Here is an 18,922-nt window from a genome sequence, read left to right on the forward strand (position 1 = left end):
AAGAAGCGACAGGCAGTACAAGTTTGTGACGGGTGAACTACAAGCGGGTGTATGGCGGGGTTATCCCTCCAGTAGAAGATTCTACTGGAGGGATAACCCTTTTTATATGTTTTGGTGGGGGAATTTAGCATCCATTAGACGCAAAAAAAGGCCGTTTGGATTGGCGTCCACGTGCCTTGTTAGGTACATCCGTTGAGTCATAGCTGCAGCATATGAGTGGAGCAGCTATGACTCCTATATGTCGAATCGCTTATGGATTGATTACGTATGCAGAGGCAGGAACCTTGATCCAGGCTTTACCCAGCCAAGTGTAGATTTCTCTCCATTCGTTGCCCATAGCGTCTTTCGTGATCACACCAGTAGTATCCACAGTCTGTGCACCCAGCCAGCCAATAGCAGTTGTGCTTCCCGCAGAAAGATGGAATGCTGTGAGTTTGGTCAGAATGATCTGAGGTGTTGCCGGCTTAAGATCAGCCTGGGTGATAACAGGGTCTGCCGGATTCAGGTAAGTTACTCCGGTTACAGTAGTTACTGCATCGGAAGAAGTGGTTTTGGTAGTTTCTGTTGTTCCTGTTACTACCTCAGCTGCGGAAGCTGTTGCTGCCAAGGAAGCCATAAGACCCATTGCTACTGTTAAACTGGCTAATTTTTTCATCGATGATTCCTCCTAGGTATGATGGTGTAATTTTCTATGTTCGTGCTGTGCTAATAAGGATGTAAACATAAATTGCATTGAATGAACCAGCGGCATCAATAAATTTTATTTTTCTTGTCCGGCCTTAGCGGGGGAACGCTTCATTACGGACTGAATCACGGATGACAACCTGAGCGGAAAGGCCTATACTTTTTGAAGGGGAATGAAGCCCATTTCAACACTACATAAGAATGGCGGGAACAGCAAGAGGCCCGAGGATCTCCTGGCGGAGACCTCCGGGCCTGCAGCACTGCCTGTCCGGCAGTCAGCTAACGTGGGCTTGCCTACATAGATCGTCCTCTGCGCCCCATAAAGAGTGAGACCACGAAGAGGACCAGGAAGATGTAGAACAATACTTTGGCGATGCCGACAGCCGCCGCCACAATATTGAAGAATCCGAAGATACCGGCAATCAGGGCGACTACCAGCAGAATTATTGACCATCTTAGCATGAGATGTCATCCTTTCTGTGCGTTGATGTAGTCATTGTTTAAACGGGGCGTATCCATTTGAAACAGGGAGGAAAGGAAGAGGATTCCAGGGGCTTGGCCTTTGTTTCGGCCTAATTCTGTAAGGGTAACTATGCAGTATCAGACAGTGCAAACCGATAATTTACACACTTGGAAGGGGTTATCCACAATGATCATTGAACTTAGCGTAGCACTGGCTGCTATCGCATTCGCAGTACTCGTATTCTTCTTAATCAAAACCTTAAAGTCAGCGAAGGAATCGCTCGACAAGGTCAGCCAAACTCTGCAGGAGGTTCAGAAGACTATTGATGAGCTAACCTATGAAGTTAAAACAACAGTCCGGCATGCCAATGACATCACAGCGGATGTGCAGGGTAAAATTCAGAAGATTGACCCGATCGTGGATTCTGTAAAGAATCTGGGCGATGTCATGAACGAGCTGACATTGACCGTGAAGCAGGTATCTGTAACGGTAATTGAGAAATTCCGTAAATCACGTGAACTGAAGGATAAGGCAAAATCGGTATCCATCGCAGAAGCCCCGTTAACACCGGCTGAGGAGAGAACCGTACAATCCTATGAGGCAGTGAGTTCAAGCAAATCCAAGGGCAAGATAGCCTCAGCCCTCAAAGGCGTGGATGCAGCCGCTGCAATCTGGCAGAAATTCCGCCATTAATACGATGGAATGAAATACGGCGGGGCTCAGGACGGGGCAATACCAGCTCATGAAAGGCGGGAACCCTATGAAAATGGTTATTCTCTTGCTAAGTCTGCTTGCTCCCTTCATATCTGCACCGCCGCAGGATGAGACTGTTTCTCCCGCTCCCGGTACCGCTGCACAGCTGCCGGTAATATTCGCCTTCGAGCATAGCGCAGCTGCCGATCTCTACATAAGCAGCTTCGACTCCTTGTCCGGTATTAGCTTATATATGACGGAAGAGGAGCTGCTGCAGATCAAGGGAACCCCTCAGCAGATTGTTGAAGATCCTTGGGCCGGGTGTCTTGAATATCAGTATGCCGATAGCTCGGCGGGGGTATGCGGCGGTGTTGTCCTGTATGTTCATGCTTCGCCTTCCCAGGCCGGACAATATGGTCTGAGCCTCAATGGACGGATGCTTAATCCGCAGGCCATGAACGTGCAGGATATGCTGGGAGCGCCTGATTTTGAAGCTGAGGATGGGGATGTTTATATTAGAGGAGAGGCTGCGCTCAAGATCTACCGCAATACGGAGAGCGGCGAATGGGCCGGGCTGGATTTATTCGACGCTTATTCCTTCTGAAGCTGTTTCGAGCGCGGCGATTTGGGTTAATGAATGCTCAGTCATCCATCCGGTGGCTGGGCCTTTATTCATTATGAAGGAGAGTGATCTCATGGATTCAACAGGTACACAGGCTTATGCCAAGCTCCTGGAGAACGGCGTTCAGGCGATCGAAGAAGTGAATCGGCTCCGTAGCAGCGGCTACACCAGAGAGGATCTTTATGTGATCAGTCACGATGAAGACCGTGAAGGGCGTATCGTGGACGCCGCAGATACTAATGAAGTGGGGCTGAGTGAAGAAGGGCTGTTCGGTGCCATTGCCAACCTATTCCGTTCGCGCGGCGACGCTTTACGCTTCAAGATCACTTCACTGGGCTTCAGCGCAGCGGAAGCGGCATTTTACGAGAAAGAGCTTGATACAGGCAAGGTTCTGGTCATTGCCAAAAGAAACCCACAATAATCGCGGGTTGGCTTCGCTGACCTTAATAGTACAATAGCGTAACCTCCAGTCCCACTAGATGTTAGTGGAGCTGGAGGTTACTTTGTTGAAGCCGGGACCTGCTTTATGCCAATATCTAGCTGGTTGGTAACAGGCCGTGTAAATATCGTATGATAGAATGACAGAGCTGCGGGTTAGGGCCTTAACACAATATTCGCGTGAGGTGAGGAAGCTTGAGAATATTAATCGTAGACGACAATCCTACCAATGTAATTATTATCCGTGAGATCCTCAAGAAGGAAGATTACCGGAATTTCATAACGGCTTCGTCCGCCAAAGATATGCTGAAGCTGCTGGGCGTCGGTGTGGGGGAAGAGCCCCGGCCGTCCGATGTGGATCTGATTCTGCTGGATATGATGATGCCGGAAATGGACGGAATTGAAGCCTGCCGGGTGGTCCAGCAATATGAGCATCTGAAGGATATTCCTATTATTATGGTTACGGCTGTAGGTGACTCCAAGAAGCTCGCAGAGGCGCTGGATGCCGGAGCGGTGGATTATGTTACGAAGCCGATTAACAAGGTGGAGCTGATGGCCCGTATTCGCCTCGCGCTGCGGCTGAAGCGCGAGAAGGACTGGCATAAGGAGCGGGACCAGCGGATACAGGATGAATTGAAGCTGGCTGCCCTGGTGCAGAATGCGGTACTCAGTCTGCCGCTTGCCGAGGAGACTCTGGAGGTACATGCGATTTACCAGCCTTCCTTCGAGCTGGCTGGGGATCTGTATGCCTGGTATCCGCTGGGAGACGGGCGTTATGCGGTCATCCTGCTCGATATGATGGGCCACGGCATCTCGTCTTCTTTGTTTACCATGTTCCTTGCCTCGGTCCTGAAGGATACCGTAACGACCTATGTGGAACCGGAGAAGGTTATTCAGGAGCTTAACAGACGCTTTAATCAGCTATATATTGAGAAGCAGCTGGTCCAGTATTATTTCACGGCGATCTATCTTGTCATTGATACCCGCATGAAGCGGATTAACTATGTGAATGCCGGGCATCCGCCGGCGCTGTTTTTTGAAGGGGAGGCCAAGACGCCTGTTCTGCTTGAGAGCAACGGCCACCCTGTCGGGCTGTTTGACCGGATCGATATTCAGCAGCAGAGCCTCAGCTACGAGGACGAGGGTCATCTGGTGCTGTTCACGGACGGCCTTATGGAGATGGTAGAGGGTGAACAGGAGGAGCAGCTGAAATTCATGGTCGGGCATTTGAATGCCACTCATGACTGGCAGGAAGACCTGGTGCGCGCTGCCTTCCTGAGCGAGCCGGTTAATTCGGAACGTGATGACGATAAATGCCTGGTGTGGATCTCGCTGAAGAAAGGAATCGATAAGGAATGAAGATTAAGGCTAAGCTGCTGATCGGATTCAGTGCCATGCTGGCGATTATGCTGGCGCTTACCCTGATCGGGTATGACAGGCTCCATTATATGAGCAATCAGCTGGATAGCTACCAGGAGAGATATAGCAAAGGCCGTGCTTCTTCGGGACTTCGCGGGGAAGTGAACGACATGGCACGGATACTGACCACTTCCATGCTTAATGCCGATACTGTAACCCTGGAAGCGCAGAAGGCGGAAATTGACAGCAAGGTCCTGAAGTCTGCGGAACATCTGGAGAATATTAAGGCCTCGCTGAAGACGGCAGAGGAATTGCAGATGTTATCCCGGATTGAGAATGCCTATTCCGGCTATCTGAAGTATCAGGACAAGGTTCTGGAGATGCTGAGTGCCGGATACTTTCAGAATGCCAACACGTACCGCAATGCAGAAGGACAGGATATTCAGAACGAGGTGCTGAACAGCCTGAATACGTTGTCTGATTACAATGCCTTCCGGATGACGGAGGAGACTGCTAACGCCCAAGAGGCTTCGAGCAGATCGATTCAGATGGTAACCCTGATCATGACCTTAGGGCTGCTGCTCGGGCTGGGTGTCATTCTGTGGGTGATACCGAGCATCACGCGCGGCCTAAGTGTCGTCTCCATGATGATTACCAGCTTCGGCAACGGTAAAATGCGGGCGATCCGCAGGATCAAGGTGAAGTCGAAAGATGAGATCGGCGATGTGGCCCGGGTATTCCAGCGGATGGCCGAGGATATTGAACAGAAGCAGCAGCTCGAGAGATCCTATGCCCAGGCACAGAGCGATCAGGCCTGGCTGAATGCCAATATTGCCCGAATTACGGAGCTGCTGCGCGGCGTCAGCTCACTGGATCAGGTAGCCCAGACCTTCATCAGTGAGTTCACGCCTGTGCTTGGAGCGCAGTATGGTGCCGTCTATCTGAAGAGCCAGGATAATCCGAACCTGCTGGTCAGCAGCGCTTTTTATGCCGGTGAGGAGGGGGTTACGCCCAGGGAGAGCTTCGAGATCGGTCAGGGACTGGTTGGACAGAGCGCGTTGGATAAGCTGCCGATCAAGCTGACGGAGGCGCCTGACAACTATATCTCAGTGTCTTCGGGATTCGGGGAGTCGCATCCAAGTTATATATCGATCCACCCGCTTTTATTCGAGGATGAGGTTCTGGGTGTTGTGGAATTCGCTTCCTTCACACCATTCTCGGTGCTGCAGAATGAACTGCTGCATCAGCTCTCCAATAATCTGGGGATTATTCTGAACAACATCAGCCGCAGGCTTGTGGTTGAGGAATTGCTGCGCGAATCGCAGGCGCTCACGGAAGAGCTGCAATGCCAGTCGGAGGAACTGCAGACCCAGCAGGAGGAGCTGCGCCGCTCTAACGAGAATCTGGAGGAGCAGACGGATGCCCTGAAGCGCTCAGAGGAGCTGCTGCAGCGCCAGCAGGAGGAGCTGGAGCATTACAATACAGAGCTGGTCTCCAAGACACGTGCCCTCCAGGATCAGGTGCAAGAGGTTGAAGAGAAGAAGGATGAGATTGAACATGCCCGTATGCAGCTGGAGAAGCAGGCTATGCAGCTTGCAGTAACCAGTAAATACAAATCCGAGTTTCTGGCCAATATGTCCCATGAGCTGCGTACTCCGCTGAACAGCCTGCTCATTCTCTCCCAGCTTCTTACGGAGAACAAGGAAGGCAATCTGAGCGAGAAGCAGGTCGAATTCGCCCATACCATCTATATGTCAGGTGCAGATTTGCTTAAAATGATTGATGAGATTCTCGATCTGTCCAAGGTCGATGCCGGCAAAATGGAGCTGAATCATGAAGAAATCCCGCTCGTCGAGCTGAAGACCTTCGTGAAGCAGAACTTTGCTCCGCTGGCTGCGCAGAAGGGGCTGTCGCTGCGCCTGTCCTTTGACGAGCCGCTTCCGGACAGTGTATATAGCGACAGTCACAGACTGAAGCAGATCCTGCGTAACCTGCTGTCCAATGCCTTCAAATTCACGAGCGAAGGGTATGTAGAGTTCTCTGTCAGCCGTGCGGACGTCAAGCGGCTGCCTGCCTATCTGCCGCATGAATATGATTATATTGCCATATCCGTCAAAGACAGCGGGATCGGCATCCCGTCAGATAAGATGGATATCGTCTTTGAGGCGTTCCAGCAGGTTGACGGTACGACGAGCCGCAAATATGGCGGCACGGGGCTTGGCCTGTCGATCAGCCGCGAATTAGCCCGCCTGATGGGCGGGGCCATCGGACTGGAGTCCCGTGAAGGGCAAGGCAGCGTATTTACACTGTATTTGCCGGTTCAGGGGAATTTTAGCCTGCTGCCGGGAGCAGTTGAAGCCGCTCCTGCCGGGGAGCCCTTGCAGCTTGAGGAGTTCCGGGAGGAACTTTCATGGGATAAGGCAGGGGACATCACGCCTACACCTGCTAAGCCTGCAGTTGTGGAAGATGACCGGGAATCCCTTGCCAGCGGCGACAAGGTGCTGCTGATTATTGAGGATGATGAGAGCTTTGCCAAGATATTGCTGGGCATGGCCCGCGGACGCGGCTTCAAGGGGCTGGTAGCCCTGCAGGGTGATATCGGCCTGCAGATGGCCAAGACCCTGCTGCCGGACGCGATCATCCTTGACATCCAGTTGCCTGTCTTGGACGGCTGGTCGATTCTGAGAGAGCTCAAGAGCGACTCCCAGACACGCCATATTCCGGTGCATGTAATCTCTGTGAATGATGAGATGAAGCAGGGGCTCATGATGGGAGCGATGGCCTACCTCAGAAAGCCGTCCTCCCGTGAAGCGCTGGACCGGGCCTTCTCGCAGATTGAGAATTACACCGCCAGCACGATGAAGCATCTCTTGATTGTCGAGGATGACGATATCCAGCGCCGTTCCATCGAGGAGCTTATCGGACATGACGATGTAGTGATTACGGCGGTGTCTTCAGGCCAAGAGGCGCTGAATGAGCTGCACAAGCAGAGATATGACTGTATGGTGCTTGATCTGATGCTGGATGATATGACCGGCTTCGAGCTGCTGGATCAGATCCGCGACGATGAGGAGCTGAACGATCTGCCGATTATTATTTATACCGGCAAGGATCTGGACAGCAAGGAAGAGACCAAGCTGCGCAAATATGCGGAATCCATTATCATCAAGGATGTCCGCTCGCCGGAACGGCTTTTGGATGAGACAACGCTGTTCATGCACCGGGTAGAAGCAAACCTGCCGGAGGATAAGCGTAAAATCCTGCAAAAGCTGCACAATAAAGAGGAACTGTTTGAAGGCAAAAAAATACTGCTCGTCGATGATGACATCCGCAACGTCTTTGCCCTCTCCAGTGTGCTCGAAGGCTATCACATGGAAGTGAAATTTGCCGAGAACGGCCGGGAGGCCATCGACATGCTTGTCGAACAGAGTGATTATGATCTGGTGCTGATGGATATGATGATGCCGGAGATGGACGGATATGAAGCTATGCGCCGCATCCGGCAGATGCCGAAGTACCAGAAATTGCCGATTATCGCCCTCACAGCCAAGGCTATGAAGGAGGACCGGGCCAAGTGTATTGAAGCCGGAGCCTCCGATTATATGAAGAAACCGATCAGCACGGATCAGCTTCTTTCGTTAATGCGCGTCTGGTTGTATTCGTAAGGGTGATTTCGGGGTAATAGCTATACAGCAGGTTCAAACCAAGTACGGAAATAAGGCGCAGGCAAGGGAGTATTGATGACAATGGCAGCGATGGAGCACGGATATGAGGGTCAGGGGAATCCGCCGGAGAGCAAGCAGGAGCTTGAACAGATTGAGATTGAGCTGCTTCTGAACGGAGTACACCGTTTGTATGGATATGATTTCAGGAATTATGCCCTGCCTTCCTTGAAGCGGCGCATCTGGCATCATGTCCATGCGGAGAGCTTACCTACTATTTCTGCCCTGCAGGAAAAGGTGCTGCATGACCGTGCCTGCTTCGAGCGGTTCGTGTATAGTCTCTCGATCCCTGTGACAGAGATGTTCCGTGATCCCGGACTCTTCCTGACCTTCCGTCAGAAGGTCATTCCGCTCCTGCGGACCTATCCTTATATCCGGATCTGGCATGCCGGCTGCTCGACAGGCGAAGAGGTCTACTCAATGGCAATTATGCTGCATGAGGAAGGATTATATGACAAGGCTAGAATTTATGCCACGGACATGAACGCCCGTTCCTTGCAGCAGGCCAAAGAAGGCGTGTACGAGATCGGCAAGATGAAGCAATACACCAAGAACTACCTTGAGGCCGGAGGCACGGGCGTCTTCTCGGAATACTATACAGCGAAATATAACTCAGTGATCCTGCAGCCGTATTTACGCAAGAACATCATTTTTGCAGAGCATAATCTGGCAACGGACACTTCCTTCAACGAATTCAATGTGATCCTGTGCCGGAATGTAATGATCTACTTCAACGACGAGCTCCGCGATCATGTGCATGGCTTGTTCCATGAGAGCCTCAGCCGGTTCGGAGTGCTGGTCCTCGGTTCCAAGGAATCTATTCATTTCACACGCTACAGTGACAGCTATGAGCCTCTGGACCGGGTAGAAAAAATATACCGCAAAAATAAATAGCGGGTAAGGAGGGACCTATGGGGGTTCAGGAACCGATTCATATACTGCTGGTTGACGACCGTCCCGAGAATTTGCTGGCACTCGAAGCCGTCCTTGAGAGTCAGCATTACAAGCTTGTCAAAGCCAATTCTGGAGAAGAAGCACTGCGGTGCTTGTTGAAATATGAATTCGCCGTGATTGTTCTGGACGTTCAGATGCCGGGTATGGACGGGATCGAAACCGCCAAGTTAATCAAAGCCAGGGAGAAAACCAAGGATATTCCGATCATCTTCATCTCTGCCAACAGCAGGGAGTCCGAGCATCTCTTCGCAGGGTACTCTGCCGGCGCTATTGATTATATGGTCAAACCGTTTATCCCGCAGATTCTGAAGTCGAAGATTGAAGGCTTTGTGAATATGCATCTGACCAGCAAGAAGCAGCAGATTCAGGCGATGCAGCTGCAGCAAAAGACGCTGGAGCTTGAGCGCATGAACGGTGAACTGATCAAAGCCAAGGAAGAGGCGGAGATCGCGGCTAAGGCCAAGACCGAATTTCTGGCGATGATGAGTCATGAGATCCGCACGCCGATGAATGGCGTAGTGGGCATGATTGATCTTTTGATGGAGACCCAGCTTGCTCCTGAGCAGAAGGAATATACAGAGATTATCCGTAAAAGTGCGGACACACTAATAACCGTGATTAACGATATCCTTGATTTCACCAAGATGGAATCGGGCAAAATGGAAATGGAAGAGCAATTATTCGAGCTGCATACCACTGTTCAGGAGGTATTTAGTCTGTTCTCGGCGGAAGCCGGCAAAAAAAATCTGGAGTTGGCCTATTTCATCGACCAGAAGCTGCCTCGGCTGATTTATGGAGATATGGCCCGGCTGCGCCAGGTGCTGATCAACCTCGTATCCAATGCGGTGAAATTTACCAACCAGGGCGGCGTTTATTTAGTTGCTTCCCTTCTGCCTTCAGCGGATAATAAGCTGGTAATAGAATTTACCGTTAAGGATACAGGTATTGGAATTTCACCGGAGAAATGTGACCGGCTGTTCCAGCCCTTCTCCCAGCTTGATTCCTCCATGACGCGTAAATACGGAGGCACAGGCCTCGGCCTCGCCATCTGCAAGTCCCTCGTGGGCATGATGGGCGGAGATATCCGTGTAGAGTCGATGGAAGAGAAGGGGGCTACCTTTGTATTCACTATCCAGGTTGCCCTGCCGGAGGAAGAGCTGGAAGGCGGCTGCCGGGAAGAGGACGGTACAGCGGACGAGCTAGATGAAGCAAGCCGGAGCAAAGTGCTGGTCGTAGATGACCATCCGATTAATCAGCGCCTTATGGTTAGCATGCTGGATAAGCTCGGATATCGTGCCGATGTTGCTGAGGACGGGAACCAGGCTGTAGAACTGGCCCGGCAATCCGAGTACGATTTTATCTTCATGGACCTGCAGATGCCTGTGATGGATGGTCTTGAAGCCACTTCCCTGATTCGTGAGGAGAGCAGCGGTTCGCCTGACAAGACGGTGATCATTGCGATGACTGCGAATGTGATGGAGGGGATTCAGGACCGCTGCACCGCTGCCGGCATGGACGGCTACATCAGCAAGCCGCTCAAGCTAAGCAGCATCAAACAAATGATCTCCAGATATTCAGGCAGAGATAATCCCGCAACCGCGCGGAACACTTCGCTTTTCAACGCATGACCCATGAATTACCAGTGCCGTATTGTCTATTTGTTGTTTCAACCCTAGGCTATTAGGGTTATTGGTAAAGAAAACATTTAACCAGGAGAGTTGTCTATGAATACACATAAAAGCGAAAAGTTTCACGCAAAGACCGAAACCGTTGGTTCGGTATGTACTGTTTATCTGACAGGTGAACTCGATCTGTCTGTGGCGCCTGACTTTCGTCTGGTGATGGAACCGCTAGTGGGAGACACGGGGCTTGATCTCGTGATTAATCTGAAGGATCTGAAGTATATTGACAGCACCGGTATCGGAATCCTGTTGTCGATCCTCAAAGCAAGACATGGAATGGACGTCAAGTTCACCGTTGCTGATGTTCCCCCGCAAATTCAGAAGCTTTTTGACATGACCGGCATTTCCAAGTTTTTTGCCTCCCAAGAGAATTCCCACTAGGAAAGGATCGAACTAAGAATGAGTGATGACATACAAAGAGTAGTTCTTCAGTTACCCGCCAGTGCAGAATATGTCGATATTGTCAGACTTAATTTATACGGCATTGCCTCCAAAATGGGTTTTACTTATGAAGACATTGAAGATATGAAGGTAGCCGTCTCGGAAGCATGTAATAACTCCGTGCTCTATGCCTATGGGCAAGCGGACGGTATGGTTGATGTAATCTTTGAGGTAGGATCAAGTGTCTTATCCATTACTGTCAAAGATGAGGGGGAGAGCTTTGACGGGTTGGATGCGTCCGGGGAACGTCTGACGCTTCATGACAAGGAGCTGAATGATGTTCAAGTGGGCGGACTGGGCTTCTATCTAATGCAGGCGCTGATGGATGACGTTAGCGTTGTTAGCGAATCAGGGAAAGGGACAGTCGTTACCCTGACTAAACGGCTCAATTTCAGCGAGGAGAAAGTATGAATGACAAAGTGACTCCCCCAGAGTCCATGAATGAAGCAGTAAGCCTGATCTGGGAATACCAGCAGACGAAAGACAATGAAATCGCAACAGTGCTCATCCGCAAATATGAACCTATGGTGAAGATGGCAGCCGGCAAAATTGCCCGTAACCGTCCGGATCTCTATGAGGATCTGTATCAGGTAGGGCAAATGGCGCTGATCCGGCTGCTGGCGCAATACGACATCAGCTTGGGGATTCCCTTCGAGCCGTATGCGATGAAGAGCATGATTGGACATATGAAAAACTACCTGCGTGATAAATCCTGGTACATACAGGTTCCACGGCGGATTAAGGAAAAGGGCGCGCTTGTTCAGCAGGCCATTGATGAATTGACCATTCGGCTCGAACGTTCTCCGGCGGTTGAAGAGATTGCCCACTATCTGGATCTCACCGTAGAGGAAACTGTGGAAGTACTGGCCGGCAGAGAATGTTATCATTATGTCTCCCTGGATTCACCGCTCTCCCAGGAAGAGAGTGGGGCCACACTCGGTGAATTGATCAGCTCCGATGCGAATGACTACGAGACAGTGGAGAAGCGTATGGATCTCCAGCAGGCGCTCGGACAACTGAAGGAGCAGGAGCAGCAGGTGCTGCTGCTAGCCTTCCAGGATGGCCAATCCCAGCGGGCCATTGCCCAGAAGCTGGGTGTCTCGCAGATGAGCGTATCCCGTATCCAGAAGCGGGCCACTGAGAAGCTGAAGCAGATCATGGCTAATTCATCCTATTAAGGATCAAGGTCATTATATTTATCAGGGCAGGTTCCATCCCGTAAGGGATAGAGCCTGCCCTTTTTTGGGTAGATAAGAATATATATGTTTTGGGGTCCCCGCCAAGTACCTGAGTCATCACCTACGCTAGAGCCCCACTTTGTGGGGTTAAAGAGCAACATCCCTCCTGCAGTCTATTCACGGTAGAGTAGGCTGCAGGAGGGATGCGCGGGAAATGTGTTTAGTTAGCATCTATATACTTTTTGATTTCTCCAAGATATTCCCCGATAACCGGTACATTGAGAAACAAACTGAGGATATAGCCAAGGATACCAAGAATGACAAAGGTACCGAGTGAGAGGCCCAGGCCTCTGGAGATCCCGGCCATCAGATTGGTGATAATCCGCTTCTTGGGGTCTGTATAGTTCTCCAGGATATCCTTGAACTCGGATTTCTCCAGTGAGTCGGCGATCTTGTCGAGCCTCGCATTCAAGCGTTTGACCTCATGCCGCAGCTCGAAGGGATGCTCATCTACGTCATAAGCTTTGGTTCTGTTGTCCGCTTCTCCCATAAGGCGTACCTGCTTTCTGTAGCCTGAATCAGGCTTTATTGAGATATAAGACATGCATAAATAGGGAGCGGCCAGCTACGGAAGATCTGGCCGCTCCCTTCAATGTATAATCAGCCTGAACATCCGGGATTAATAAGAGGATTTAACTTCGTCCTTGGCATCCTTCGCTGCGCCTGCGATTTCCTTGGAAGCGTCCTTCGCCTTGTCGGCAACCTCTTGGGAGGTATCCTTGGCTTCAACCGCTATGTCCTGGGAGGCGTCCTTAACGCTGCCCGTGATGTCCTTGGAGGCATCGCTTACCGTTTCACCAATCTTTTTGCCGGTTTCCGCCAGAGTAGCTGCAATTTGTTGCTTGCTGTCACTGACGGTGGTGAAGATATCGGAGGCCTTGGCTGATACTGTGCCGGCCAGATCAGTAGCTTTTTCACCTACGGTCGTAGCAATCGTCTTGGTCTTGTCAGTTACGGCTCCCGCAACCTCTTTTGTCTTATCCGTAGCTACTGTGAGCTTATCGGACAGGTCACTGCGCATCTCGCGTCCAGGCTTTGGTGCGAATAGCAATGCTGCCGCCGCTCCCAAGAGTCCGCCGATGAAGATCCCTTTTAAGAATGTGCCGCCGCTTTCTACCGGATATTCCTTCTCTGCTTTATTCATTATCAATCACTCCTTGTCAGAATTGTTATTCAAATTCAGGTGAGCCTGAATGTTCTTACTTCGTATATACACTTTGGGCTATGTGCTGAAACAGCGGAATAGCTTGGCAAAGATTGCCGGAGCATAAGGGAGCATCCCAGCCGAAAAGGTGTTTTTTCATACCTAATTGGATGAATATGCGGCTTTACAAGATTGATTGATCTCGAAGGGAAGGGGGTAAGAAATAGTTAATCATAGCGCATCTATACATCCCATATTGAAGAGCATTCATTCCCCTGTTTAGGATATTGATAAGATTCCAACATCTATGGAGGTGCAACATTATGATAAAAGTAGTTACAGCAGCCGAGCGTCATACTTCGAATAGAGAATGGATACACAGTGAATTCAGCTTCTCGTTTGCCGATTATGATGATCCCAGCAACGCCCATTTCGGCGCACTGCTGGCACATAACGACAATGAATTGAAGCCGGAGCAAGGCATGCATGAGCACCCGCATCATGATCTGGAGATTATCACTTATGTGGTATCCGGTGTACTGAAGCATCAGGATGATCTGGGGAATCATGCAGATCTGCAGGCAGGCAGTGTGCAGCTGATGAGCGCAGGAACAGGCATTAACCATTCGGAGACGAATCCGTCAGACCATGTGGATGTCCGGTTCCTGCAGATCTGGCTGTTGCCCGACCGGCCCGGTAAGACCCCGAAATGGGATGCCCGGTTCTATCCGGCCGAGCTTAAGCTCAACCACCTGCTGCCTATTGCTTCAGGGGAAGGGACTCAGGGTTCTCTGCAGCTGGACAATGATGTTAACATCTACTTGTCCGTTCTGCAGACGAACCGGGAGCTGCGCTATCCCCAGCAGGAGGAGCGGCGAACTCATCTGTATGTCATTTCCGGGAATCTGGAGATCTCATGCGCGGACGGCGTATTCCAGCTCCAGCAGGGGGATGCGGCGCGTATCCGCAAGAGCTGTGAGCTTACGCTCAAAGGCATAAGCAGCTCAGGAGATGCAGAATTCATTCTGATTGATCTCCCGTAGCAGGCTGGAGCATGACAGTAAGATTATTATTGGAGTATACAAAAGCCCTTCAGCTTCAACGTCCCGTCTTACGGACAATGAAGCTGAAGGGCTTTATATTGTATACGAACTGCTGGTGCTATTTCTTGCGCAGGCGGCCAAGCTCTGAGACGAGCGCCTCCACCTGGGAGATACTGAGCCGGTCACTGCCCATCGCAACCTCATAAATATCCTGGATATCCTCATACTGCTCCACCGAAAAGGCGGACGCCTGCATTGCAGCGGCACTGGCCATTTTCAGCTTGCTTTTGATGCCTTCAATCATATATTCAACGTTCTCCTGGCTTGGGTTTGACAAATCCATTGAGTATAACCATCCTCCCTGAGTAATATAGAATGTGAACTGGTATAGTTCAAATATCTTATCATGTTTGGGCAGGGGATGACCATTTTTTTGTCCAGATCACGCAAACATGTTAAATTAAAGGTGAATATAATTGGCTGCTTAGCAAGGGGGAGAGAGTCTTTGGCCATCAGAGAAGAAGAGAGCAGAAAACGGCGTAAAATGGATGCCGGGGGACTGGCGGCTTTCTTCCGCGGGATCGCAGACGAGTATTCCGCTGAGCAGCTGACCTTCCTCTGTATCGGAACAGACCGCTCCACCGGAGATGCACTGGGGCCGCTGACAGGAAGCCGCCTGCTGGAGTACGGATTTCCGAATGTAACGGGTACGCTTCCTGCGCCCTGTGATGCGGATAATCTGATTCAGCGGATAACAGAGATTCCAGAAGGGCAGATTATTATCGCTGTTGATGCCTGCCTGGGACCGCCGGCCGCAATCGGCTGTTATTTTGCGGCCGCGCAGCCGCTGCGTCCGGCAGAATCGGTAGGAGGACTCCTGCCTGCTGTAGGGAATTACAGTCTGGCAGCAATCGTTGATGTGAACAGTCCGCGTCCTTACCGGACCATCCAGACTACCCCGCTCTACCGGGTAATGGTTATGGCCGACCAGATTGCCAGGGCAGCCGCCCTGGGATTCGGACTTACGGATTGAGAGCGTTTCAAATCAGCTGTTCTAGCTTATTAATATAGACCACTACATAGAAAGAGGGTAAGCAGCCATGGAAAATGTTCGATGCGAGGGAAGCAACATTTGCTATAGTGATCAAGGCAAAGGGGATGTAATCGTGCTGCTGCACGGATTCTGCGGGAGTGCCGAATACTGGGAAAAGGTGATTCCCGGACTTACAGCCCATTACCGGGTCATCGCCCCGGATCTACGCGGGCACGGGGCTTCCGATGCTCCGCTTGGAGCCTATACCATCGAGCAGATGGCCGATGATGTGCTGTCGCTGCTGAATGCCTTGGAGATTCAGGAATGTTATCTGCTGGGACATTCGCTCGGAGGCTATATTACCCTGTCGTTTGCCCAGCGCCATGCTTCCCGGTTGAAGGGCTTCGGGCTGATTCATTCCTCGGGCTATCCCGACAGTGAAGAAGCCAAGGAGAACCGGCTGAAGAGCGTCACCATGATCCAGAGCGAAGGCATTTTTGCTTTTGTGGATCAGCTGGTGCCTGGACTGTTTGCTCCTGGAGCGGAGCCCCGACTGCTGGAACGGGCCAAGGAGATCGGCTACAAGACTCCGCCGCAAGGCGCGGTTGGCGCGTCCTTGGCGATGCGTGAGCGCCCGGACCGCCGAGATGTGATCTCGGCAACGGCGCTGCCGGTGCTTCTCGTTGCCGGAGCAGAGGATTCGAAGGTGACGCCGGAGCGGACATTCACCTCAGACAACCGGAATATCACCAAGGTGACGTTGCCGGGTGTAGGCCACATGGGTATGTTTGAAGCACCGGAGCAGCTGGCGAAGATTATTAAGGATTTCGTTCAGGCCCCTGTGCAGAAGTAAATTACATCAGGCAATAGGGACAGAAGGCAGCACTTCCGCTCTCCGGCGGGTGCTGCCTTCTGTTTGCTGTGCAAATATAAGAATTTATTGGCTGGATTTTATTGAAACTTACGGATAGCCGGAACGCACAGCACCAGGGCAACACAGGAGAGGCCCAGGCCGGAAAAAATAATAATGGTCGGCACTCCTCCGATCTGGTCGGCCAGCCAGCCGACTAAGATATATCCGACCGGCAGCAGGGCGAAGGACCCGAACATATCCAGGCTGGCTACCCGTCCGAAGGCTTCCTTCGGAACAAGCTCCTGCAGGCTGATCTCCCAGATCAGCCCGAAGATCATTAGTCCGAAGCCTTCTACGGCAAATAAGGTGACAGCTGCTGCCGGAGTGCCTGCGAACGGGAGCAGCAGCAGAGCAGCCCCGCTGATCAGTGCGCCGCCGTAAGCCAGGATGCCGCGGTGATTCCATTTCGGCCGCAGGCCGTACAGCAGGCCGGCCGCTATTGCCCCGACACCGGAGAACGTAACGGCCAGGCCATAGAGATAAGGAGGCCAGCCGTGATGGACCTTGAACAGCCAGGGAAGAAGGACGCTGATTACACCCGTATAACATATATTGACGAAGCAGAAGGCGAGAATTGTAATCCAGAGCCAGGGCTGGCTGCGCAGAACATGTATTCCTTCGGCGAAATCCTGCCTCCAGTGCGGAGCGGGAGAGGTCCCGGCAGCAGGCTTAGCCGGGATGTCAGTCTCAGTGGCGGAAGCCTGAAGCCGGGTCATCATCGCTCTGCGCAGATAGACCAGGCAGATGAGGGAGATAAGATAGGTGAAGGCATCAATTCCGAAGCCGATGCCCGCGGACAGGTGGGTAATCAGCAGTCCCCCTAACGCGGGACCGATCAGCCGCACGGACTGGGTTGTGATCTGAGTTAAAGAATTCGCTGCTACGCGGATATCCGGAGTGAATACGGTAGCGCGGACGGCAGCGTAGGCGGGCTGGAATAAGCCGTCCAGCAGGCCGTAGCAGGCAACAAGTCCATAGAGCAACGGAATGCTCAGCACTCCGGTCAAGGACAGCACAGCAGTCGTAATCATAACGATGAACCGGGCAATATCGGCCAGCATCATAATCCGTACACGGTCGTAGCGGTCGACAATATGTCCGGATACCGGCAGCATGATTACATTAGGCAGCATGTAGGCGGCCATGACCATCCCCATAATGGTGGTGGAGCCGGTCAGTGAATAGACCAGGACAGGCAGGATAACCATGGTTACCGAGCTGCCCAAAAAAGAAACTAAATGTCCCAGCCACAGGTAAGGAAAGGCGCGGGATTGCCGGAAAGGGGCGGCGAAGCCCTCAAGCGGATGATGCTTCGGTTGTCCGGAAGGGCCAGCGGTGCTCATCTATTAATGTGCCTCCTCTTCCGGCTGCGCAGCAGCATCGGAAGACTGCAGACGGCCCAGCATCACTTCCACACCGTATTCGTCACCTTCCGTTACCTTGGACTCCCAGGCGGTAATCAGCTCCAGCAGCTCCTGGTGGAATTCCGCAAGCTCCTGAGGAGAGAGAGTAAGTCTGGTATTGAAATGCCGGGTCTGGTCTTCTTCGCGGAAGTGAAGGCTGCGAAGCGCCTCCGAGTGGAACACCGTACCTTTGGAACGGTAAAATTTCTGGATGATTCCTCCTGCGGCTTCTGTACGGACAAGCTCCAGCAGACCGCCCTCATAGAGCTTGACGATATGGTAGTGAATATTGCCCGGAGTCTTGTTCAGCTTCTCCGCAACCTGCTTGGATGTAAGCGGCTCTGCCGACAGCGTGTGCATAATCTTAATCCGTAAGGCGCTCTCCAGCAGCTTATCCTGTTCCGGCGTAACGTTCAAAATCCGGTTGCTTGACTGCAGATCCGGTTGACCTGAAACGGCTGCTGTGATGGAGTCTTGCGTGTTGCCGGTTGGCTTGGTCATTAATAAACCTCCTATGTAGGGTCCGTTTTAACATGTATACAGTCTGTATCCAATTCCAATCTGCTAAATAGTTCAATCTGCAATACAGATTGGGTAACTGAATTATAGTTGATCATTATAGTGTGGTCAAGACTTAACTCCGCACAGTGGCGCCGGAGAGACGAATGGTTTAACCCTCAGTTGACAGAATTCTCCCATCTTCTTTAAGTGGGGGATGAATGGAAACGGTCTAATCTACATGGATTCTAACCGCCTAAGATGCTATAATTAAAGTATTCAGTCGTATCTTGGAAAGGTTAGTGAAAATAATGAAATTAGACTCGAATAACCATTCAGTGTTCTCCCTTCACTTCCACCTTATTCTAGTCATCAAGTATCGTAGGAAAGTCATTACAGATCCCATATCCGAACGTCTGAAAGAGATATTTGCATCCATTCAGCCTACTTACAATGTGACTTTGCAGGAATGGAATCATGACAGGGATCACGTTCACATCCTAATGAAAACTCATCCTAATACCGACATTTCTAAATTTCTCAACGCTTATAAGAGTGCATCATCTAGGCTGATCAAGAAGGAGTTTCCTAC

The 18,922-nt window shown here is 51.4% G+C and carries 21 protein-coding genes; 14 read left to right on the plus strand and 7 right to left on the minus strand.

All coding sequences use genetic code 11. The annotated features are described in order from the left end of the window. Positions 1–250: 250 nt before the first annotated feature. Together J2Z70_RS22115 and J2Z70_RS22120 are read right to left on the minus strand one after the other, a co-directional pair. The gene (locus tag J2Z70_RS22115) at positions 251–655 is read right to left on the minus strand and encodes a hypothetical protein (RefSeq protein ID WP_209876810.1); all 405 of its coding nucleotides are present in this window, start codon (positions 653–655) and stop codon (positions 251–253) included. Between the two features lie 323 nt (positions 656–978). Beyond that, positions 979–1,146, minus strand: coding sequence for a DUF1328 domain-containing protein (locus tag J2Z70_RS22120; RefSeq protein ID WP_036730311.1), 168 nt, complete (start codon positions 1,144–1,146; stop codon positions 979–981). Between the two features lie 187 nt (positions 1,147–1,333). On the opposite strand from J2Z70_RS22120, the gene J2Z70_RS22125 reads away from it, so the two are divergent. The 10 genes from J2Z70_RS22125 (at position 1,334) to J2Z70_RS22170 (ending at position 12,236) form a co-directional block, all read left to right on the plus strand. Further along, positions 1,334–1,840 carry a DUF948 domain-containing protein gene (locus J2Z70_RS22125; protein ID WP_036730309.1) on the plus strand — a complete coding sequence of 169 codons (507 nt, stop codon included), beginning with the start codon at positions 1,334–1,336 and terminating at the stop codon, positions 1,838–1,840. A 67-nt stretch (positions 1,841–1,907) separates the two neighbouring features. Next, entirely contained in the window at positions 1,908–2,444 is a 537-nt protein-coding gene (locus J2Z70_RS22130; protein ID WP_209876812.1) for a hypothetical protein, read from the plus strand. 91 nt (positions 2,445–2,535) lie between these two features. Continuing rightward, positions 2,536–2,883 carry a YflT domain-containing protein gene (locus J2Z70_RS22135; RefSeq protein WP_076080447.1) on the plus strand — a complete coding sequence of 116 codons (348 nt, stop codon included), beginning with the start codon at positions 2,536–2,538 and terminating at the stop codon, positions 2,881–2,883. A gap of 212 nt (positions 2,884–3,095) precedes the next feature. Then, positions 3,096–4,259 carry a SpoIIE family protein phosphatase gene (locus tag J2Z70_RS22140; RefSeq protein WP_209876814.1) on the plus strand — a complete coding sequence of 388 codons (1,164 nt, stop codon included), beginning with the start codon at positions 3,096–3,098 and terminating at the stop codon, positions 4,257–4,259. Next, positions 4,256–7,924 (plus strand): response regulator, encoded by a 3,669-nt coding sequence (locus J2Z70_RS22145; protein ID WP_209876816.1) that lies wholly within the window; start codon positions 4,256–4,258, stop codon positions 7,922–7,924. Before J2Z70_RS22140 ends, J2Z70_RS22145 begins: the two co-directional genes overlap by 4 nt. A gap of 81 nt (positions 7,925–8,005) precedes the next feature. Further along, positions 8,006–8,875 (plus strand): CheR family methyltransferase, encoded by an 870-nt coding sequence (locus J2Z70_RS22150; RefSeq protein ID WP_036730299.1) that lies wholly within the window; start codon positions 8,006–8,008, stop codon positions 8,873–8,875. Positions 8,876–8,892: 17 nt separating this feature from the next. Beyond that, complete coding sequence (locus tag J2Z70_RS22155; RefSeq protein WP_209876818.1) at positions 8,893–10,563, plus strand: response regulator; 1,671 nt, start codon at positions 8,893–8,895, stop codon at positions 10,561–10,563. A gap of 96 nt (positions 10,564–10,659) precedes the next feature. Continuing rightward, the gene (locus J2Z70_RS22160; protein WP_209876820.1) at positions 10,660–10,998 is read left to right on the plus strand and encodes an STAS domain-containing protein; all 339 of its coding nucleotides are present in this window, start codon (positions 10,660–10,662) and stop codon (positions 10,996–10,998) included. 18 nt (positions 10,999–11,016) lie between these two features. Continuing rightward, complete coding sequence (gene rsbW, locus J2Z70_RS22165; RefSeq protein WP_036730295.1) at positions 11,017–11,469, plus strand: anti-sigma B factor RsbW; 453 nt, start codon at positions 11,017–11,019, stop codon at positions 11,467–11,469. Next, positions 11,466–12,236 (plus strand): sigma-70 family RNA polymerase sigma factor, encoded by a 771-nt coding sequence (locus J2Z70_RS22170; protein ID WP_036730293.1) that lies wholly within the window; start codon positions 11,466–11,468, stop codon positions 12,234–12,236. The genes rsbW and J2Z70_RS22170 overlap by 4 nt, the downstream gene beginning before the upstream one ends. A 220-nt stretch (positions 12,237–12,456) precedes the next feature. Here J2Z70_RS22170 and J2Z70_RS22175 read toward each other — a convergent pair whose 3' ends face one another. After that, positions 12,457–12,786 carry a DUF5665 domain-containing protein gene (locus J2Z70_RS22175; protein WP_036694977.1) on the minus strand — a complete coding sequence of 110 codons (330 nt, stop codon included), beginning with the start codon at positions 12,784–12,786 and terminating at the stop codon, positions 12,457–12,459. 129 nt (positions 12,787–12,915) lie between these two features. After that, positions 12,916–13,440: a YtxH domain-containing protein gene (locus J2Z70_RS22180; protein ID WP_209876822.1), complete on the minus strand. Its 525-nt coding sequence runs from the start codon at positions 13,438–13,440 to the stop codon at positions 12,916–12,918. Between the two features lie 323 nt (positions 13,441–13,763). Here J2Z70_RS22180 and J2Z70_RS22185 point away from each other — a divergent pair, with 323 nt between their 5' ends. After that, complete coding sequence (locus J2Z70_RS22185) at positions 13,764–14,483, plus strand: pirin family protein (protein WP_209876824.1); 720 nt, start codon at positions 13,764–13,766, stop codon at positions 14,481–14,483. A gap of 118 nt (positions 14,484–14,601) precedes the next feature. Here J2Z70_RS22185 and J2Z70_RS22190 read toward each other — a convergent pair whose 3' ends face one another. Next, a complete protein-coding gene (locus J2Z70_RS22190) occupies positions 14,602–14,826 on the minus strand; it encodes a DUF1128 domain-containing protein (protein ID WP_209876826.1) in 225 nt (74 codons plus the stop codon). A 162-nt stretch (positions 14,827–14,988) separates the two neighbouring features. Between J2Z70_RS22190 and yyaC the strand changes: the two genes are divergently transcribed. After that, a complete protein-coding gene (yyaC, locus tag J2Z70_RS22195) occupies positions 14,989–15,516 on the plus strand; it encodes a spore protease YyaC (protein ID WP_245368434.1) in 528 nt (175 codons plus the stop codon). Positions 15,517–15,583: 67 nt separating this feature from the next. Then, entirely contained in the window at positions 15,584–16,369 is a 786-nt protein-coding gene (locus tag J2Z70_RS22200; RefSeq protein ID WP_036730285.1) for an alpha/beta fold hydrolase, read from the plus strand. A gap of 98 nt (positions 16,370–16,467) precedes the next feature. On the opposite strand, the gene J2Z70_RS22205 is transcribed toward J2Z70_RS22200, so the two are convergent. Beyond that, the gene (locus J2Z70_RS22205) at positions 16,468–17,772 is read right to left on the minus strand and encodes an MFS transporter (RefSeq protein WP_209876828.1); all 1,305 of its coding nucleotides are present in this window, start codon (positions 17,770–17,772) and stop codon (positions 16,468–16,470) included. A 3-nt stretch (positions 17,773–17,775) separates the two neighbouring features. Beyond that, positions 17,776–18,333, minus strand: a complete 558-nt coding sequence (locus J2Z70_RS22210; RefSeq protein ID WP_209876830.1) for an ArsR/SmtB family transcription factor — start codon at positions 18,331–18,333, stop codon at positions 17,776–17,778. Positions 18,334–18,641: 308 nt separating this feature from the next. Between J2Z70_RS22210 and tnpA the strand changes: the two genes are divergently transcribed. Continuing rightward, positions 18,642–18,922, plus strand: a 281-nt coding sequence (tnpA, locus tag J2Z70_RS22215; RefSeq protein WP_209876832.1) for an IS200/IS605 family transposase, incomplete at its 3' end; no start/stop codon positions are given.

Source organism: Paenibacillus silagei, assembly GCF_017874735.1.
In the GTDB taxonomy this organism is placed as follows: domain Bacteria; phylum Bacillota; class Bacilli; order Paenibacillales; family Paenibacillaceae; genus Paenibacillus_AQ; species Paenibacillus_AQ silagei.

Bases quoted from the DNA above. Each gene is read 5' to 3' on its own strand.
- J2Z70_RS22115 (WP_209876810.1), bottom strand. From the start codon at position 655: ATGAAAAAATTAGCCAGTTTAACAGTAGCAATGGGTCTTATGGCTTCC.
- J2Z70_RS22120 (WP_036730311.1), bottom strand. From the start codon at position 1,146: ATGCTAAGATGGTCAATAATTCTGCTGGTAGTCGCCCTGATTGCCGGT.
- J2Z70_RS22125 (WP_036730309.1), top strand. From the start codon at position 1,334: ATGATCATTGAACTTAGCGTAGCACTGGCTGCTATCGCATTCGCAGTA.
- J2Z70_RS22130 (WP_209876812.1), top strand. From the start codon at position 1,908: ATGAAAATGGTTATTCTCTTGCTAAGTCTGCTTGCTCCCTTCATATCT.
- J2Z70_RS22135 (WP_076080447.1), top strand. From the start codon at position 2,536: ATGGATTCAACAGGTACACAGGCTTATGCCAAGCTCCTGGAGAACGGC.
- J2Z70_RS22145 (WP_209876816.1), top strand. From the start codon at position 4,256: ATGAAGATTAAGGCTAAGCTGCTGATCGGATTCAGTGCCATGCTGGCG.
- J2Z70_RS22150 (WP_036730299.1), top strand. From the start codon at position 8,006: ATGGCAGCGATGGAGCACGGATATGAGGGTCAGGGGAATCCGCCGGAG.
- J2Z70_RS22155 (WP_209876818.1), top strand. From the start codon at position 8,893: ATGGGGGTTCAGGAACCGATTCATATACTGCTGGTTGACGACCGTCCC.
- J2Z70_RS22160 (WP_209876820.1), top strand. From the start codon at position 10,660: ATGAATACACATAAAAGCGAAAAGTTTCACGCAAAGACCGAAACCGTT.
- rsbW (WP_036730295.1), top strand. From the start codon at position 11,017: ATGAGTGATGACATACAAAGAGTAGTTCTTCAGTTACCCGCCAGTGCA.
- J2Z70_RS22170 (WP_036730293.1), top strand. From the start codon at position 11,466: ATGAATGACAAAGTGACTCCCCCAGAGTCCATGAATGAAGCAGTAAGC.
- J2Z70_RS22175 (WP_036694977.1), bottom strand. From the start codon at position 12,786: ATGGGAGAAGCGGACAACAGAACCAAAGCTTATGACGTAGATGAGCAT.
- J2Z70_RS22180 (WP_209876822.1), bottom strand. From the start codon at position 13,440: ATGAATAAAGCAGAGAAGGAATATCCGGTAGAAAGCGGCGGCACATTC.
- J2Z70_RS22185 (WP_209876824.1), top strand. From the start codon at position 13,764: ATGATAAAAGTAGTTACAGCAGCCGAGCGTCATACTTCGAATAGAGAA.
- J2Z70_RS22190 (WP_209876826.1), bottom strand. From the start codon at position 14,826: ATGGATTTGTCAAACCCAAGCCAGGAGAACGTTGAATATATGATTGAA.
- J2Z70_RS22200 (WP_036730285.1), top strand. From the start codon at position 15,584: ATGGAAAATGTTCGATGCGAGGGAAGCAACATTTGCTATAGTGATCAA.
- J2Z70_RS22205 (WP_209876828.1), bottom strand. From the start codon at position 17,772: ATGAGCACCGCTGGCCCTTCCGGACAACCGAAGCATCATCCGCTTGAG.
- J2Z70_RS22210 (WP_209876830.1), bottom strand. From the start codon at position 18,333: ATGACCAAGCCAACCGGCAACACGCAAGACTCCATCACAGCAGCCGTT.